This is a genomic window from Telmatobacter bradus, from assembly GCF_048629425.1.
Classification (GTDB): domain Bacteria; phylum Acidobacteriota; class Terriglobia; order Terriglobales; family Acidobacteriaceae; genus Telmatobacter; species Telmatobacter bradus.
Genome location: NZ_CP184532.1, coordinates 2,496,000 through 2,513,117, shown reverse-complemented (window position 1 = coordinate 2,513,117; position 17,118 = coordinate 2,496,000). Strand labels below are relative to the sequence as shown.

General features: G+C 56.8%; 11 protein-coding genes and 2 tRNA genes. 4 read left to right on the top strand and 9 right to left on the bottom strand.

Going from position 1 to position 17,118, the window contains the following annotated elements:
• Nucleotides 1-96 precede the first annotated feature (96 nt).
• Both ACOBR2_RS10505 and ACOBR2_RS10500 read left to right on the top strand, forming a co-directional pair.
• Nucleotides 97-1,359, top strand: coding sequence for a hypothetical protein (locus ACOBR2_RS10505; RefSeq protein WP_420236071.1), 1,263 nt, complete (start codon nucleotides 97-99; stop codon nucleotides 1,357-1,359).
• 296 nt (nucleotides 1,360-1,655) lie between these two features.
• Complete coding sequence (locus ACOBR2_RS10500) at nucleotides 1,656-2,459, top strand: hypothetical protein (RefSeq protein WP_420236070.1); 804 nt, start codon at nucleotides 1,656-1,658, stop codon at nucleotides 2,457-2,459.
• A 5-nt stretch (nucleotides 2,460-2,464) separates the two neighbouring features.
• Here ACOBR2_RS10500 and ACOBR2_RS10495 read toward each other — a convergent pair whose 3' ends face one another.
• The 3 genes from ACOBR2_RS10495 to ACOBR2_RS10485 form a co-directional block, all read right to left on the bottom strand.
• A complete protein-coding gene (locus ACOBR2_RS10495) occupies nucleotides 2,465-3,166 on the bottom strand; it encodes a class I SAM-dependent methyltransferase (protein WP_420236069.1) in 702 nt (233 codons plus the stop codon).
• Nucleotides 3,167-3,405: 239 nt separating this feature from the next.
• Entirely contained in the window at nucleotides 3,406-5,058 is a 1,653-nt protein-coding gene (locus ACOBR2_RS10490; RefSeq protein WP_420239960.1) for a rhamnogalacturonidase, read from the bottom strand.
• 136 nt (nucleotides 5,059-5,194) lie between these two features.
• Nucleotides 5,195-8,743, bottom strand: a complete 3,549-nt coding sequence (locus tag ACOBR2_RS10485; RefSeq protein ID WP_420239959.1) for a carboxypeptidase regulatory-like domain-containing protein — start codon at nucleotides 8,741-8,743, stop codon at nucleotides 5,195-5,197.
• Between the two features lie 531 nt (nucleotides 8,744-9,274).
• On the opposite strand from ACOBR2_RS10485, the gene ACOBR2_RS10480 reads away from it, so the two are divergent.
• A complete protein-coding gene (locus ACOBR2_RS10480) occupies nucleotides 9,275-10,234 on the top strand; it encodes an IS5 family transposase (protein WP_420239842.1) in 960 nt (319 codons plus the stop codon).
• Between the two features lie 198 nt (nucleotides 10,235-10,432).
• On the opposite strand, the gene ACOBR2_RS10475 is transcribed toward ACOBR2_RS10480, so the two are convergent.
• From ACOBR2_RS10475 to ACOBR2_RS10450, 6 genes are all read right to left on the bottom strand, one after another.
• Complete coding sequence (locus ACOBR2_RS10475) at nucleotides 10,433-13,087, bottom strand: Ig-like domain repeat protein (protein ID WP_420239958.1); 2,655 nt, start codon at nucleotides 13,085-13,087, stop codon at nucleotides 10,433-10,435.
• Between the two features lie 325 nt (nucleotides 13,088-13,412).
• A complete protein-coding gene (locus ACOBR2_RS10470) occupies nucleotides 13,413-14,576 on the bottom strand; it encodes an aminotransferase class I/II-fold pyridoxal phosphate-dependent enzyme (protein WP_420239957.1) in 1,164 nt (387 codons plus the stop codon).
• Between the two features lie 151 nt (nucleotides 14,577-14,727).
• Nucleotides 14,728-14,804 (bottom strand) — tRNA-Arg (locus ACOBR2_RS10465).
• A gap of 78 nt (nucleotides 14,805-14,882) precedes the next feature.
• Nucleotides 14,883-14,959 (bottom strand) — tRNA-Arg (locus tag ACOBR2_RS10460).
• A gap of 87 nt (nucleotides 14,960-15,046) precedes the next feature.
• The gene (locus tag ACOBR2_RS10455) at nucleotides 15,047-15,304 is read right to left on the bottom strand and encodes a hypothetical protein (protein ID WP_420239956.1); all 258 of its coding nucleotides are present in this window, start codon (nucleotides 15,302-15,304) and stop codon (nucleotides 15,047-15,049) included.
• A 28-nt stretch (nucleotides 15,305-15,332) separates the two neighbouring features.
• Nucleotides 15,333-15,824, bottom strand: coding sequence for a TlpA family protein disulfide reductase (locus tag ACOBR2_RS10450; RefSeq protein ID WP_420239955.1), 492 nt, complete (start codon nucleotides 15,822-15,824; stop codon nucleotides 15,333-15,335).
• Nucleotides 15,825-15,871: 47 nt separating this feature from the next.
• Between ACOBR2_RS10450 and ACOBR2_RS10445 the strand changes: the two genes are divergently transcribed.
• The gene (locus ACOBR2_RS10445) at nucleotides 15,872-17,071 is read left to right on the top strand and encodes a glycosyltransferase (protein WP_420239954.1); all 1,200 of its coding nucleotides are present in this window, start codon (nucleotides 15,872-15,874) and stop codon (nucleotides 17,069-17,071) included.
• Nucleotides 17,072-17,118: the final 47 nt, after the last annotated feature.

Genomic DNA, 17,118 nt, shown 5'->3' with positions numbered 1-17,118 from the left:
GAAAATAGCTAAAGTCGTCCAGCCTTCTGGAACGTAGTATGAGCTAGCAGGAAGGCTTTTCCACCTTGCCTTTCCGTTGAAGGAGACCGGATGCAGATGTCCATGACATCAAAGAGGAACACAGCATTCATCGCTATTGTTGTTTTGTTTTTATACGGTTCATATCTGTACTCTCAGCAGGCTCCGCAAGCGCAACAAGCTCCCGCTGCCGCCCAGGCTGCCCAGCCCGCTCAGGCGACGCCAGCCCAGCAGGCAGGGGCAACAGGCCAGCAGACTACGCCCAATCAGGCAGGAAGGACCACTGCTGCGCCGGCCAGGGTGCAGGCGCCAAGGGCACCTCTGCAACCGCCTGTACAGTTGCCGCCACCGGTGCCGCTGGAACCTGGTCCACCCAAGCACAGGGTGGCTATTTTCGGCTTCAGCCATGCCACGGTTGCCGATGATGTTGTGGCCGAGTTCGGTACCAGCCAGGACGTAGGAGACTATTTTGCCGATCAGCTGGCCGCGCGCATGGCCAGCGATGGTTTGGTGCGCGTCGTTGATCGGGACGCACTCAGAAGGGCGATGCAGCAGCCGGTACAGATTCAGCAACCGATCGAGGAGACCCGCTACATGGGGGGACTGATGAATCTGGGTGGCATCGGCGTGGATACACCGCAGCCGCAGGAGAACAAGGTCGGGGCGCTGCTTGGCGTTAATCAGGTGATTAAATACTTCGATGCAGATGTGCTGCTTACCGGAGAAATTACCGCCATTGGCCGGGACGAAAATCGCCGCGTTGATTTTTTCGACACGTTGCGGGGGCTTTTTGGTGGACACTGCCCGGCCCGCAGGGCTGTGCTGGGTGTTAATGCCCGTATTGTGGATCTGAATACCGGTGAAGTGATGGCCACAACCACGGTAAAGACGCAATCGTTGCATGCTCGCTGCAGCCTGCTTTCGGCTCCGGGCTATTCCAGAAACGCCACGGGGCTCCGCGATGTGATCTTCCCCCACTCGACGCAGGGTGAGGCTTTTTATATGGCAATTTCCAATGTCGCCAAAAACCTGGAACGCGGTATGCCGGGCACGCATGTATACAGTCCTCAGCAGATTGAGGGACTGGTGGCCGACGTCAGCGACGATATGGTGACGATCAACGTGGGCAGCGTTGGCGGCGTGCAACTGGGCGACATCCTTGTGATTACGCGTCCAACGCGTACCATCAGGGATCCCGCATCCGGCAGGATCATTCGTTCGATTGACGATCCGGTGGGCGAGATCAGCATCACCAGCGTTGGGCCCTTCTATGCCATTGGACACTTCAAGGGAACCGGCAAGGTGGCAATCAACGACGTTGTAAAGAGTGTGATTGAATAAACCGCGGATATTGTAAGGTTCTGCGCGGAAATCAACGGAACTGCATCTTTGGATCGGCTCATGCACTCATCCTGCATGAGCCGATTTTTTGTCTTGATAAGGGACAGGAAAACCTTTCCGCGTACTGCAATATGGTAATTTTGTCGGTCAACAGAGCTCAAAAAGGATTTATGGAGCAAATTCCCTAAGGAAAACCGAACAGACGACGATAGAGAGAGTGGGGATTCCTGGAGGTAAAGTTGACTTCCTCACTACTTTCCAATGCGTTGTATTCCAGCGGTTATGATCCTGTGGCGATGGCCAGTAGCAGATCCGCCAGTGCGAGTGTTGCTTCCAGCAACGGTGGTTCGGTTGCTACAAATCGTTTGAGCGAGGATACGGTTACACTCTCTGCGGCGGCGCAAAAGGCTGGGTCGGCCTATGTGGCTTCTGCAGGTGCGCATCATGATCCTGTGCCGAGCAAACAGTTGGGGGTGAGCGAAGCAACTCCCAACTACGCCCAGCCGACCACACTCGACAATGGCCAGGATGTATTGCAGCTGGGTGACGTGGATTCCAGCGCCAATTACTTCCACATGCAGGGCAAAAACGATTTTGACTACAAGGGAACCTGTGGACTGGTTTCTGTTGGCGATGTGGCCACACAGTTCGGCGAAAAGGTGACGGAAAATTACGTGGTTCATTACGCCGTTGATCATGACGAGACGGTGGTGAATGGCGATGCCTCCGCACTCGGCGGTACAACCATGAAGAACCAGGTTGCGCTTCTGGATGGTCTGGGCATTCCGGCGCATCAAGAGCTGGGAAATTCGCTTGATGGTCTGGGCAAGGAACTGGAAGAAGGGCATGGAGCCATTCTTGAAGTTAATGCCGGTAAACTCTGGAATGAACCGGAATACGATGCCGGAAATGGCGTGAATCATGCCGTGACGGTAACCGGAGTTGCTGTCGATCAGGAAACCGGCCACGCCGTCGGGCTCTGGATCAACGATAGCGGCACCGGGGAGTACAAGGAGTTTGTTTCCGCCAGCAATCCCGGCATTCAGAGCTGGCTAAAGAACGGATCGCCGGAAGTGGTGACAAACCAGGAACACGCCTGAGCCTTTCAGAGAGTGTTTTTTGGGTTCGTCCAGCGGAAGATTGAACAGTCTTCCCAGTTGGTGGCCGCATATTCGCCGTCGGGTTGATGGTTGAGGATGCGGCGCTCAGCTTCGGCGTCTTCCGCGGAACGGTAGACCTTGTCGGCAAACAGGCGATTCCAGCCAGAGCGTTGACGCAACACCAGTTCATGTTCGTGGTTCACATACAGCAGATCGAGCGGAAACGCTCGGTCTGCTGATTCTTTTTCCCAGGCCTGAGCCAGTTTGCGTAGCATGGAAGCGCCAAAGGGGTTGAATAGAAACAGCACACAGGGCCCGGGCGGCAGGCTGTATTCGAGCGCGTCGCAGCAGTGCGTGCGCAGCGGGGCAAGTGCGTTCTGGTGTTTGCGCCAGAGGGGCAGGTTGCGCCGCGTAATCCCGGCTAGTGTGGGGTGCATCTCAACGCCGATTACGGCGCGAAAGGGCAGTTCGGAGGCCAGCATCATCGCCCGGCCCATGCCCGCGCCCACGTCAATGAAGGTGTATTCGTTGATGGGCACAAGCGGCTTGATGCTGCGCCAGCGGGCCACCAGGTCATGAAAGACCGAGGGTGCCACGCCATAGTACGCGGTGTTGTGCCGGTCGTTTGTGTGACCGCTCTTCAGATTGCGCCCGGCCACCAGACCGCTGGTACGCACGCCGTGCTGCAGGTCAAAGGGATGCTGCATGTAGCCCTCGTCGACTCTGAGGCCAATGAGCTTGCGCCGTGTCGGCTTTTTGGGGGCTGATTTTCTCTTGCTGTCTGGGCTGTGCTCTGTGCTTTGCTTCTTGCTGCCATTCATGCCAAATAAAAACTAGCACATAGGCTGCAGAGTGTCATCTGTTTCTACGCTGGGTGCGTTGCCGCATGGTTCGTAAAGCGAACCACCCTCGAACGCATTCCGTCCGAGGGTGGTTTGGCTTTGCTCTAGAACTCCAGCGTTTCGGCCTTGTCCACGTTCTGGTCCCGGGCCGCGCGCGACCAGGCCAGACGCAAGTCCGTCACGTTGTGCAGCGAGAAGTTCTTCTGCACGGGAGCCGTGATGGCGAAGAAGTCGGCCCGGTGCACATTCTGCAACCACAGCGCGGGTCGCGGATCCTTTGCCGCGGGCGCAAACTCCACATGCGCCAGTTCCAGGTTCTTCAGGTGGCGCAGGAAGAGGCCATGCGCTGGAGTGGGACCAAACTGCAACAGCTCGGGGTAGGCATCTTCCAGCTCAGGAACCTGAATGCTGCGCCAGTCGGGCATGGGTTCCTGCTTTTCGGCCCAGTGGGTGAGCATCTTCTGCGGTAGTCCCTTGTGGCCGAAGTAGCAGTCGGTGATTTTTACGTCCTCGATCAGATTCGAAGCCAAGCCGGAGATAAAGGGCGCCGTCGAGCAGTTCGAGTTATAGCTGACCAGATTAGAAATCAGCACACGGCGCAGCGTGCCCGGCCGCAGCGTCTCTTTAGGATTGCGGTTGCGCTTGTTCAACCGCAGAAAGAGCGGCGCATCGATGGTGTCGCGCAGGGTATTGCCGATGATGGCAATGTCTTCCAGCCATGCGCCATCGCTGCTTTCGAGCGCGAGCCCCTTTGAGGCTTCCATCACGTTGCCGGTAATGGTGATGTTGCGAAAGCCCCCGTTCGACTCCGTACCGCACTTGATGCGACCCTGGCGCGGAATGTTGTCTTCGTCCGAGTAGAGCTTCCATGCGCCTGTGACGACGCTGCCAAGCTCGTAACCGCCAGTCACAAAATTGTTGGCGATGGTCACGTTGTCGGTGGAGCGGGCATAACCGAGCGCATAGCTGGACTTGGGGCAGATGCCGTCGTCCCAAGGCGAATTGACCGTGCAATTGACCACGCGCACATTGCGGCAGCAGTCAATGTCAAAACCGTCGCGGTCCGTATCCACCAGCAGATTGTCGATGGTCAGGTTGTCAACGCCAGTGGCCAGCACCGCAAAGTGTCCACCCTTGAGAATGGAAAAATCGCGCAGCAGCACGTTGTAGCAGTTCTTGAGTGCGATGGCCTTGTTGCCCACGCCGGGCTGCTCGGCCACAAATGCATCATAGCCGCCGCGCTTGCCGTGCCCGCCATGCGAGAGGCCTTTGCCGAAGATCTGGCCGGGGCCGAAGATCGAAAAGTCATGCTGTCCATCGGCCACCAGCAGCGAGTTGTGCCAGTGGTTGTGGCCGTAGTCCTGATAGGGCGTCCACGGATCGTTCGATTCGGCAGCATCGTAGGTGCCACCATTGTAGCCGCTTTGGTCGCCGGGCCGGGGTGAGTCGGCAGCCAGAATCGTGCAGCCCCGCGACAGGTACAGATCCACATGCGACTTGAGCCGCAGCGTAAAGCACAGGTAGGTTCCGGCGGGAAAGACGAGCGTTCCACCACCCATGGCGGCAGCGGCCTCAATCGCCTTGTTGATGGCGGGTGAATCCACGGTTTTGCCGTTGCCCGTGGCCCCGTAGGTGCGCACGTTCACGAAGGCTTCCACCGCATGTGCTGGAGCTTGCGCTTCAGCCAGCGGCACATGGCCCACAGAAGCGGCCAAGGCAATAGCAGGAGAGTACTTCAATAAATCACGACGATCCATAACGAGCAAAGCATAACAGTCGCAAAGTACGATGGGAAAGTCCCTGCAAAAGTAAAGATGGATTGCCTGCGATTTGGAGATTGTTGCAAAAAATGGGCGACGCATGGAGCGCCGCCCTAAATTCAGGCAAAACTTTTCAGAACGAATACTTCACGGCCATCTGCATTTCACGCGGATCGTTGGCGTTAACGAACTTGCCGAAGTTGCTGCTGTCAGGATTGCCCTGCACGGCGTTCGGTCCAAAGAACTGTGCATGGTTGAAGACGTTGAAGCTCTCCAGACGCAGGGTGAGTGCGTGCACACCGAAGTTCACGGATTTTTCCATCGCCATGTCGTAGTTCTCCAGGCCCGGCCCGTAGAAGAAGCGGCGGCGTGCGTTGCCGATGGTGCCGTATTCGCTGGAGTTGGGAATCGAAAACTGCGTGGTGTCGAAAGCCTTCCTGCCATTGCGCGGATTCTTGTTCAGCTTGAGCGCTCCACCCGCATAGGTGGGCGTATCCACACCGTTGTTATTGATGCCGTTCGGCATCGAGCCGATCAGCGAGGTGTCGTCGTTGTTGAAGAGCGTGACCGGCATGCCGGAGCTGAAGCGCGTAATGCCAGAGAGCGTCCAGCCCTTGGTCCAGCGATTGGTGCGATGAAAGACGTCTTCTACCGGCAGGTTGATGTGGTAGCTGATGACGAAGTTGTGGGTCACATCGAAGGCCGAGACGGCGCGGCTGATCGATGGCTCAATCGGGTTGATCTCTTCCGACAGGCTCGACGCGTTGTCGATCGACTTTGAATAGGTGTAGGCGGCCAGCAATTCCACATGGCGATCCTGATGCTTCAGCGTAGCTTCCAGCGCGTTGTAATGGCTGTAGCCGATGGTCTTCTGGTAGGTGATGCCGTCAAAGAGCGGACCAAAGGGACCACGGGCTACGACGGTCGTGCCATCGGCCTTGGTAAAGCTTCCACCTTCGTCGAACGGGCCACAGGTGCTGGAGCCAGCAGCCACCTGATTGGTTTCGCTCACGCTCAGGCACTTGGTCGCGTTGCCTGGATTGGCCGGAATCAGATCCAGCAAGTGATGCGCCTGCGAACCTACATAGCCAAGCGTCAGCACCGTGCCCGTATACAGCTCACGCTCCAGCGACAGGTTGTAGCTCTCCGTGTAGGGCGACTGGTTCTGGTAGTAGAAGGCCGGATCGCCAGTGATCGGTTCATACTTTGACCAGTCCACCGAGGAATTCGGATGGCTGACCGATGCGCCGTAAGCCGGAATAGGTGAAGGGAAGGGCTGACCGTTGGTTGCGCCAGTGGAAGCGGAGACAAACGGCTCATCGAAGAGCGGACGGCCTGACGTGCTGTCGTAGTCGTAGCCATACGGTGCGCAGGCGCTCATGATACCCGCCGAAAGACCTTCAAAGGCCGTGTAGAAGATGCCGTAACCCGCATGAATACTGCTCTTGCCCGGTGCTCCAAAAACATGGCTCAGCAGGCCGCGATTCCATGAGGGTGAATAGGCCACACCAATGCGCGGAGAAAAGTTGGTCCATTTGGTTGGGCTCAGTGTGTTGGCAATACCCTTGTCGCCAGGAAATACGATGCCAGCGGGGGCATTGGGGTAAACTTCGGACTGCTGGCCGAGCACGAAGGTCTGGAGCTGGTTGTACTTTTCATGCCAGGGCGGCAGCATGTCCCAGCGCACACCATAGTTCAGCGTCAGATTGTTGCGCACCTGCCAGCTGTCCTGTGCGTAGATGCCCGCATACTGATTGCGCAGATAGAAGCCGGCCGCATCGCCCTGCTCATACGTGCTGGCCACACCAATCAGAAAGTCGGCAAAGTCCAGGCCCGTCTCTGAGCCTTGAAAGACGAATGCGCCATTATTGATTGAGTTGGAGAGGATGTTCACCTGATCCTTGTGCAGGCTGGTGCCGAACTTGAAGGTGTGCTTGCCGAGCACCTTGGAAAGATTCTCGGTGATCTGGTAGGTGTTATTTGCTTGCCGTTCGCCGGTTGTATCCACACCGAAGGTGAAGTCGTTGAGCGAGACGTTTTCGATGCCTTCCACGCTGGGGTTCATGGCCACAATGCCCAGCGTTCCTTCGCCCTCCACAAAGCCCTGAGAGCTGAGCGTGGGGCCAACGCCGCCCACCGGTTGGCCAATTACGTTGGAGTCGCGCAGAACGCTGACGTGCAGCTCATTGACGAGCGTGCTGCCCCAGGCGCGCGTCCATCCCAGGTTCAGCAGCTGTGCACGGCCGTGCGAACTGGCGTCAAAGCCCGGTACGCTTGCGCCGCCCTGGCTGGTGGGATACGGATTATCGAGCACGTAGCCATCGCGGAAGTAGTAACCCGAGAAGTCGCCGAAATGCGTCGTCCAGTCCAGCCGCAGGGCAGCCTTGTCGTCGTTGAGCGTTTCGTTGTAGCTGGCGCTCGAAAATGTGTTGGTTCCAGCGTTGGGGCTGGGAATGTATTGCAGCAGATTTTTGGAGGGTGCAGACCATGCGGCGGTGGGAATCGTCGCATTCGGAAAAACGCAGGCGCTTGAACTGGTACAGCCCGTGGTGTAGTAAGACTCGCCAGTGCTGACGGTGTAGCCAAGGCGTGTGGTCAGGATCGAAGCCAGATAGTCGCCGCTGACCGTGCCGGTGAGCGAGCTTGCTTCATCGCTGAGCATTCCCTCGCGATCCGATGCTGTGGGCACGGCAATGTTGCCCGTCTCCTGGCCCTCGGTCATGCGCGTTCCCTGATAGTCGGCAAACCAGAAAAGCTTGTTGCGCAGCACCGGTCCGCCCAGCGTTCCGCCAAACTGATTGCGATCATAGGCAGCGCGTTCGCCAGCCAGATAGTTGGTCGCATCCAGATTGGTGTTGCGGGCAAATTCAAAGGCCGAGCCATGCAACTGATTCACGCCTGACTTGGTGGTCACAATCACCTGACCGCCGCTGAAGTTTCCGTACTCGGCATCGAAGCCGCTGGTCAGCACGCGGAACTCGGCAATCGAATCGAGATTGGGAATCACCGCGCTGCCATTGTTGAAGTCTTCTTCCACTGAACTGCCGTTGACCAAAAATCCATTGGCCGTCTCACGCTGGCCGCTCACCGACATATCGCCAGGATTCAGATCGCCCGAGGGCGGCGTCGAGGTTGCGCCCGACATCACAACCGCATTCGTCTGCGCGCTGCTGATGGGAATCACGCCTGCTTGCAAGGCCAAAAGATCGGTGTAGCTGCGGCCATTCAAAGGCACGGAGGTCATCTTCTTCTGTTCAATGCCTTCGCCGATCTGCGTAGTCACGGTATCGACCGTGGTGCTATTCGCATCGTTGACCTCGACGATTTCAGCGCGGGATGCGATGCTCAGTGCAGCGTCATGACGCAGCGGAGCCGTCGGGCCAAGCGTCAGCCCATCGCTTTTGTAGGATTGGAAGCCGGGCGCAGCAATCTCCAGTTGATAGATGCCGGCCGGTGCCAGAAATTCGTACCAACCCTGTGCGCTGCTCTGGATCGTCATTTTTTGGCCAGTGCCCTGGTTCAGAATGGACACATGTGCCTCGGGAATGGCAGCGCCCGATGCGTCGTAGATGAAGCCGGAGAAGCGTAGCACGTCGCCAGCCCATGCGGCGGAAGCGGAAAAAGCAACGGCAAGCAGGAGAGTGAGCGTCGCAGTACGGAACAAAGCAGGGAAGCGAATCATAGTGAACTGTATTCCTTTGGCCAAGGCAGGAAGTACGATCCAGCCCAGGCCGATTGTGCGTGTGCAGGCCAGAAAGGCGGCCGAAAAACTCTTGAGAGAGAAAAGGGAAATGAAATTCTCTTTCAAGAGAACATGAAAATCATTTTCATTATACAAATCAGACTGAATTGGTCCGTGATCTAGGTCACTGCGAATCTGCCAAGCCGTCTTTACCTAATAGAAAAAGAAGAAGATATGCTGTGTGAAAATTTTTATATGTGGCCTGATTAGAGTCAAAAAGTCTCATCTGGTGAAATAAATAAGAGAAAATCGCGGAAGAAACTTCCACGATTGGGGTAGGAATAGTCTTCGTTCTGGCGGACCTTCTTCGCCTGTCGCGGAGGAGCACCGCAAAGCATTTCTGGAATAGGTGTAGACCGAAAGCTGGCGGCTAAGGGCCTTTTTATCAATAAAAAGTCCCTTAGGGAGACTCTGCACAAGTCCCAATACTGCATTCTGCTTGGATAAAATGATAAGTAGAGGGCAAGGGCGATGCGGCAACGAACACTGGCGTCACAAGCGAGTTTTGAGCAGTATGGTCGCAAGGGCAAGCGGGAGCTTTTTCTGGATCAGATGGAGCAAGTGGTGCCGTGGGCGGAGTTATTGGCGCTGGTTGAGCCTCATTATCCCAAGGCTGGCAACGGCCGCCAACCAGCAGGCTTGTCGATCATGCTCCGCACGTACTTCTTGCAGCAGTGGTTTGGTTTTTCAGACCCCGGAATGGAAGAAGCTTTCTATGATTCGCCCGCGTTGCGGCGCTTCGCCGGAGTTGATCTGGGCCGTGCCTCCGCGCCCGATGAAAGCACCATTCTGCGCTTCCGCCACCTGCTCGAAGAACATGAGTTATGCGGCCAGATACTCGATACGGTGAACCACTTTCTAGCCAGCCGGGGCATTCGCATCGGCACGGGAACCATCGTGGATGCAACGATTATCAACGCTCCGAGTTCGACGAAGAACTCGACCGGCAAGCGCGATCCTCAGATGCACCAGACCAGGAAGGGACAGCAATGGTACTTCGGCGCGAAAGCGCACCTTGGCGTTGATAGCAAGTCGGGCATTGTGCACTCAGTCTGCACCTCTGCGGCCAGCGTGGCGGACAAACATATGCTGCCTGACTTACTGCACGGCGCAGAGAAGAAAGTCTGGGGAGACGCAGGCTATCAAGGACAAACCGAGGCAATTCATGCGGCCGCGCCCGGGGCGCAAGATATGACCAGCCGCCGCACCAAGTTCAAAAATTATGTAGACGAAGAAGCCAAGCGCAAAAATACGACCAAGGCCAGAGTTAGATCGAAGGTGGAGTGGTGTTTCCGCATTCTGAAGCGCGTTTTTGGATTTACCAAGGTGCGCTATCGTGGCTTAAGGAAGAACCACGAGTGGCTTTGCGCGGCCTTTGCCCTGGTTAACCTTTACCAAAATCGCAAACGGCTGGTCGCGCTGGGGGCGTAGTGTCTCTGGAGGCCGGAAAACGGCCTCCAGAGACAAAAAACAACCACGTAGAGCCCGCGCCTGGATGCAACTGAACCCGCAATTCTGGCTATAACTGCTTCCGAACCCATTGCATTGTAATTACACCGCAAAATCGTGGGTTGTGCAGAGGCTCCTTAGCACACCCCTTAAAAAGTCAACGTGTATTCCGTAAGGGCTCTAATAGGTTTGCAGAGTTACCACTGAAGAGGTAGCTGCGCTGTAATCGTTTGTTCCTGCATAAACGGCCGTAATGCTGTGCTGGCCCGCGCTGAGCGTGTTCAGGCTCAATGTGGCGCTGCTGCTGGAGCCGAGGCTGGCAGTGCCCAGCAATGTTCCGCTGTCATAAAAGCTGATTGTGCCGCTGGTTGGTGCGGGTGCGCTCCAACTGGAGAGCGTTGCCTGAAGCGTGAGCGGGGAGCTTGCGCTCTGATAGTAGCTAGACGGGGTCAGTTGAATGGAAACTAAGGCTGGTGTGACCGTGAAGGTTTCGTTGAGTGTGTTGCTCGACGCAAAATTGCCCTGCTCGGTAAAACCTATCGAAATGCTGTGCGAACCGACATCCGGTTTGGAGATCGTCCATTGCGCGGAACCATTGTTGAGTGTTGTCGAACTGCTTGTTCCGTCCAGGGCATGAAGCAGCGTGCCGGTTGGGGCGCCAGCCGCTGAACTGACGTTCGCGGTGCATTGAGCATCGGCGCCGTAGGCAAAGCTGCTATTCCAGCATGCCGCCGAAAGCGTGACCGGAGCCTGCGCCACGGTGATGGAGAGTGGATCGGAGAATCCTGCAGTATTGTTCGCGTCGCCTGAGTAGCTGGCCGTCAGCAGATGGGTGCCTGCACTCAAGGCCGGCTGAAGATACCAGTAGGCTGCGCTATTGCCTTGCAATGTCTGAGTGCTCAACGGCGTGCTTCCATCCCAGAACTGAATGGAACCGGAGGCCGTTGCCGTAGTGGTTGCCGTTACGGTTGCAGTCAGATTGACTGAAGCGGGATAGGTAATGGCGTTCGATGAACTTTGCAGCGTGATGGTGCTGTCTTGCGTCTGCGTGAATGCTGCAGCGGCGAATTGCGCCGTGGCCAGTGTGGACGAAGATGAGGTAACAATCATGCCGGCCACAGACGTATCGGGCAAAGACACCTGTGCCAGGCCGACCAGCGTCCAGGAGAGATTGTCGCTGCTGATATAACCTGCCAGCGTGCCGTTTTGCCGGACAAGCTTGAGATAGGTCGGTACCGATACATTGCTGAGCTGAATGCCGCTGACCGTAGCGCCTTCTGAGGATCGCCATTGAAAGCTAGCCTGTCCGCTGCTGTTCAGTGTGATCGCAGCGTAGGCAGCGTCGGAACTGCTGCTGGCGCGTGCCATTAGTCCTGCCTGACCGACGCTCAGCGAGCTTACTTCCGCGACTAAGCTTCCATCGCTCGACCACTGCTGCGAGGCGAATTGCCCCTGATCGAGGCTGTTGCCGCTGCCCGTTAGTAGCCAGGTTTGGGAAAACGGGTTATAGCTTGACGTTCCTGCAACGGGAGGCGTGTTCAGATCGCTGCCGGTCCACAAATCAGGAAGGATCAGGCTGTTGGCATATACCTCGAGGTTGGTGTATCCAGTGCTGCCATACAATTCTGTGCCAGCGCTTGTATCGGTCGTACTGATGCCGTAAGTGCTTGCCCAGTAGTCGGGAATGCCGTCGTCGTTGGCGTCGGCAAAGGCTGTGCCGCTGGCGATCAGTCCATAGCCGTCGTTTTCGATGCCAGTTTTGGCTTGATCCTTGTAGAGCGTTCCCACGGTTCCCAACGATTGCACATTGCTGATGACGAAGGTGTCTACCTCATCGCGTGGAAACGCGCCGGCGCTGGCCACAACGTGCGCATAGGCATCGGTGGCGCTCAGTGTAGGAATCGTAGCTGTCAGGCTGCTCCATGGCGATGAGGCCACGACGGCGCTGCCCACGGTGTTGGCTGCCGATCCATTCAATTGGCCGTCGAGGTTACTGTCCAGCAGATTGCCTGCTGCGTAGATGGTTTGATTGCTGTTCACCTGAAAGTAAAGATCCGAGGGCGTAGTGGTCATCGGGCCCGCGATAAAGTAGTTGCCCACAATGTCGTGGGAAAAATGTCCTCCCGTGTTGCCAACCGTATATCCAAGCTCGTAGTCATAAATCACATTATTGATGTAGATCGTGTCGTCTTTGGCCAGTGGCTGGCGGTTATGCCCGTTGACCCACAAGTTACGGTAAAACGTGGAGGGACCGGTTTCGACGTGCGCGCCGAATTGCTGGTAAATCGGATTGGCGATAATCGAATTCGAAACGGTGAAATTGACGCTTCCGACCGCATCAACCGTATCCCATTGCCCATATTCGAAGGAGCAATGGTCAAGAATGACATTGGTGGCGTTGCCCAGGTTGATGGCGCTTTTTCCCGTCTGTGAATCCTTCGTTCCTTGGCGGATGCGCAGTCCACGCAGGATGATATTGGTTTTGCCGCTCAGAGAAATCTCCGCGGCCATAATGCCTATTCCTCCACCCGGAGCGGTCTGTCCTTCAACAGTGATGTTGCTGGCCATGCTGACAGGCGAATGGAGCACGATGTAACCGCCAACATCGAAGACGACAATGCGATTGCCCGTGCTCACGGCTTCGCGGAACGACCCGCTTCCAGAATCGTTCAGGTTGGTAACGTGATAGATTGTGCCGCCTCTGCCTCCGGTAGCGTTTGCTCCAAATCCAACGGCTCCGGGAAAAGCAACCTGGCCCCAGCCGGGACAGATGGCGATTCCGAGAAGCAAAATTAGCCATGCCATGGCGTTCGATGTGCGCTTGGTGCGTGTCATTGGTTTTCTCCTTGAAATATTTTCAAGTTTTCCAAACGAGCGAACGAATGCGATTGCATTAGTCTTCATTTTCAATGGCTTACGTATGGGTTTGGAAAACCAAGGCGTAAGCATCCTGGATGGGAAGCGCTACTGTCAAGAAAAATAGTTATCGTTAATGGTGATGCCGCTTGCAGGTATGCCGGCGGGAATAAAATATCGGATCTTGGAATTCATATGGACAGTCAATCGCAGCTGGGCTGAAGCTTTGTTCTGTCGCTTGAGAATAAAAAACGGCCAGGAACTTTACCCTGGCCGTTTCGTTGCAGCGTAGAAATTTTATGAGCTATAGGCGCGCAAGCCGGTGGATGGCTTGCTGGAGCGTTTCGATCTTCTTGCAGAAAGCGAACCGGATCTGCGTAGCGCCTTTGGCGGGATTGCTGTAGAAACTGGAGCCGGGAACCGTGGCTACACCGTCCTCTTTCACCAGATGGTGGGCAAAGGCACGATCATTCTCCGCGCCAAAGCCTGCAATGTCGGTCATGATGTAATACGCTCCCTGCGGACGGAAAGCTGTAAAACCAGCCTTGCGCAGAGCGGCCAGCAGCAGGTCGCGTTTTTCGCCGTAGTGTGCGGCAAGCTCCGCGTAATAGCTTTCCGGCAGCCGCAAGGCAACGGCTCCGGCGGCCTGCAGCGGAGCGGCTGCGCCCACTGTCAAAAAGTCATGTACCTTGCGGATGGCTGCAGTCATTTCCGGTGGAGCAATGGCCCAGCCCACGCGCCAACCCGTCACGCTGTAGCTCTTCGACAGGCTGTTGATGCTGATGGTGCGCTCCCGCATGCCGTCGAGAGTGGCAGGAGAGATGTGCTGCGTTCCGTCGTAGAGAATGTGCTCGTAGATCTCATCGGTAATGGCCAGCACATCGTGCTCAACGCACAGGTCGCGGATCAGTTCCAGCTCAGTGCGTGTGAAGACCTTGCCGGTAGGGTTGTGCGGCGTATTCAGAATGATGGCGCGGGTCTTGGCATTGAAGGCGGCACGCAGTTCGGCCTCATCAAAGTACCACTCGCCGTCGGGCGTGGTGGGTGCGTGCAACGTCACATAGCGAGGCACCGCGCCAGAGAGGATCGCATCGGGCCCATAGTTCTCATAGAAGGGCTCAAAAACGATGACTTCTTCACCAGGATTGATGAGCGCCAGTTGGGTAGCAATCATGGCCTCAGTCGAGCCACAGCAGACGGTGATTTCGCGTTCTGGATCAATCGCAAATCCCTGCCAATGAAAGAACTTTTCGGCCAGCGCTTGACGGAAGTTTTTTGCGCCCCAGGTGATGGCGTACTGATTGACGTCCTCGGCCACGGCCTGCTGCGCAGCGGTCTTCAGCACCTCGGGCGCGGCAAAATCCGGAAAGCCCTGGGCCAGATTCACTGCGCCATGCTGGATGGCCTGACGCGTCATGTCCCGAATCACGGATTCGGTAAACTGTGCTGCCTTCTGACTGACTCGCAAATGCGTTTCCTCGCGTTGTCTGGATTGTGTCCATTCTTTCACGAGGGAAATTGCAGTTGAGTGAGAAGCATGCAAGAAATGAGACGCAGAGAAAAAAGGAGGGCGAAAAACGAAAGCGGCCTTGGGGGCCGCAGGGAAGTTTCTAAGTTAATGGTGCGCCCGGCAGGATTCGAACCTGCGACCTTCTGATTCGTAGTCAGACGCTCTATCCAGCTGGGCTACAGGCGCACGTATTTGATTTTTTGTTGTTGCATCAAGGCAAAGAAAAACGGCCGGTTGGCCGTCGGGCCTTGCGTGCGTTTTTTATGGTGCGCCCGGCAGGATTCGAACCTGCGACCTTCTGATTCGTAGTCAGACGCTCTATCCAGCTGAGCTACAGGCGCATCACCAACAACTGCAACAAAATCAGAGTATCAAGGATTCGGCTTCGTTGCAACCCGTTCTGCGCGGCAGGCAGTGGAAAACCCGCATCAGGCCGCTGCCGGAGCGGCTGACGAAGGTGTAACAGGCTCAACCACTTCGCTGATTTGTACCCCGGCGCGGCGCACCAGATTGGCTACCGTTGCGGAGTTCAGCCGGGTGGCATCGTACTCCACGGTAAGCAGCAGATTGCTGGCGTCCAGGGCTACGCAACGTATGCCATAAACGTCGCGGGTTCGGCTGAGCGCCACGGCAGCCGACTCAGTGGGTGCGGCTGCAAGACGAAAGACGAGGTCCACCGTTGTCATGGCTGCAATCCTACCAGAATCAACTGCGTCAGAGGGTCTTCAGATAGCGGACAATTTCCGGACTGTTCCAGTCCTGCGCTCCAATGAACTTGCGCCGGATCATGCCCTGGCGGTCGATGACGTAGGTTTCCGGCCACATATCGGTATGGAAGAGTCCGGCAGCCTTTTCCTGTGGGTCGCGCACGGTGATCAGATCAACGTGGCGGCGGGAGAGAAAGCTTTTATAGGCGTCGGCGTCTTCGTCCACGCTGACGGCAACAATGGCAACGCCCGGCAACTGGTGGTGAAGTTGCAGCAGCGAGGGCATTTCCTCCACGCAAGGGCCGCACCAGGTGGCCCAGAAGTTCAGCAGAACCACTTGGCCGCGATAGTTGGCAAGGTGGACGGAGGTCTGGCCGTCACTAATGGTAAAGTCGGGGGCGGGTTTGCCCATTTGCGAGGGATGCGCACCGCGATTGCAGGCCGTAAAGGCCACTAGAGGAAGCGAAAGAAGGAAGGGAAGAGCTCTTGGAAACCGCACGTCTTTATAATACTTTCGGAGCCCCTTGAGCGAAAGGTGAAACCCCCATGAGCACGGAAGAGAATGAGACAGAACTGAAAAAGGCCAGCGGATTCAAGCCCGTACTGGGCCTGAGCGACGAGCCGGGCGCAGAGCCGCAGGATTGGCGTGCCTGGGTGGGCAAGGCGCTCGAAGGGGCGGTCTTTGACCAGCCAGAGCCTGCCGAGCTGATGGAGCTCACTGTGATTGTGCCGGCGCGCAATGAGCAGGACTGCCTCGGGGACTGTCTACAGTCGCTGGTCGCACAGTCGGAGGACGTTTTTGCGCTCGGCAAGGATTGGGAACTGATCGTGGTGGACGACCACTCGACCGATCGCACTGCCGAGGTTGCCCGTTCCTTTGCTGGCGTAACGGTGCTGGAAGCCCCCAAGCTCGAAAAAGGCTGGACGGGCAAGGCCAATGCTCTTTGGACGGCGGCTCGCCAGGCCCGTGGCCGCTGGCTGCTCTTTATCGATGCGGACACGATCCATGAGCCCGGCAATCTGCACCGCGCCATGCATGAGGCTAAGCGGCACAAGGCCGGTATGCTCAGCTATTCGCCCCGGCAGATCGTCACCGGCTTTGCGCAGCGCTCGTTGATGCCGCTGGTTTTTTGTGAGCTGGCCATCTCTTATCCGCCCGCCAAGGTCTCTGACCCCGCGCAGCACAACCTTGCCGCCGCCAACGGGCAATTTCTTCTGGTGGAGCGTGAGGCTTATCGCCGTCTGGGCGGCCACGCAAGCGTGGCCAGCTCGGTGCTGGAAGACGTGGAGCTGGCCTTTATGGCTAAAAAGCGGCGCATTGGCCTGCGCTTCCGCTACGCCGATGACGCCGTGAGCACTCGCATGTATCGCACCACGGCGGCCATGGCCGAAGGCTGGACCAAGAATCTTGCGCTGCTGTTCAACAACACGCTGACGCTCGCCCTTTGGCGCGCGCTGGACTTTTTTCTTCTCTTTGGACTGCCGGTATTGGCGGCACTTCTGTGGAATGCGCGCCTGATGCAGCACTCCATGCAGTGGCTCAGCGCGGGATTGGTGTTGGCCGTGTTGTGGGTGCGTACCTTAATCCGCTTCTATGCGCGGGTGGCCAAATCGAACTTTCCGTTGGTGGATTGTCTGTTGACGCCGCTCGGTTTGCCCCTGTTTGTCGTACTCTTGTACCGCAGCTGGTTTCAGCACAAGATTGTGAAGCGGGTAAGCTGGAAGGGACGCTCCTACGGCGCCTGAATTGGAATGGAGTGGGGATCCAGCGCAAAACTTCAATTTGTTCAGAT

Excerpts from the sequence above, each read along its gene's own strand:
- ACOBR2_RS10505 (WP_420236071.1), top strand. The coding sequence starts at position 97 with ATGTCCATGACATCAAAGAGGAACACAGCATTCATCGCTATTGTTGTT.
- ACOBR2_RS10500 (WP_420236070.1), top strand. The coding sequence starts at position 1,656 with ATGGCCAGTAGCAGATCCGCCAGTGCGAGTGTTGCTTCCAGCAACGGT.
- ACOBR2_RS10495 (WP_420236069.1), bottom strand. The coding sequence starts at position 3,166 with ATGCAGCATCCCTTTGACCTGCAGCACGGCGTGCGTACCAGCGGTCTG.
- ACOBR2_RS10490 (WP_420239960.1), bottom strand. The coding sequence starts at position 5,058 with ATGGATCGTCGTGATTTATTGAAGTACTCTCCTGCTATTGCCTTGGCC.
- ACOBR2_RS10485 (WP_420239959.1), bottom strand. The coding sequence starts at position 8,743 with ATGATTCGCTTCCCTGCTTTGTTCCGTACTGCGACGCTCACTCTCCTG.
- ACOBR2_RS10480 (WP_420239842.1), top strand. The coding sequence starts at position 9,275 with ATGCGGCAACGAACACTGGCGTCACAAGCGAGTTTTGAGCAGTATGGT.
- ACOBR2_RS10475 (WP_420239958.1), bottom strand. The coding sequence starts at position 13,087 with ATGACACGCACCAAGCGCACATCGAACGCCATGGCATGGCTAATTTTG.
- ACOBR2_RS10455 (WP_420239956.1), bottom strand. The coding sequence starts at position 15,304 with ATGACAACGGTGGACCTCGTCTTTCGTCTTGCAGCCGCACCCACTGAG.
- ACOBR2_RS10445 (WP_420239954.1), top strand. The coding sequence starts at position 15,872 with ATGAGCACGGAAGAGAATGAGACAGAACTGAAAAAGGCCAGCGGATTC.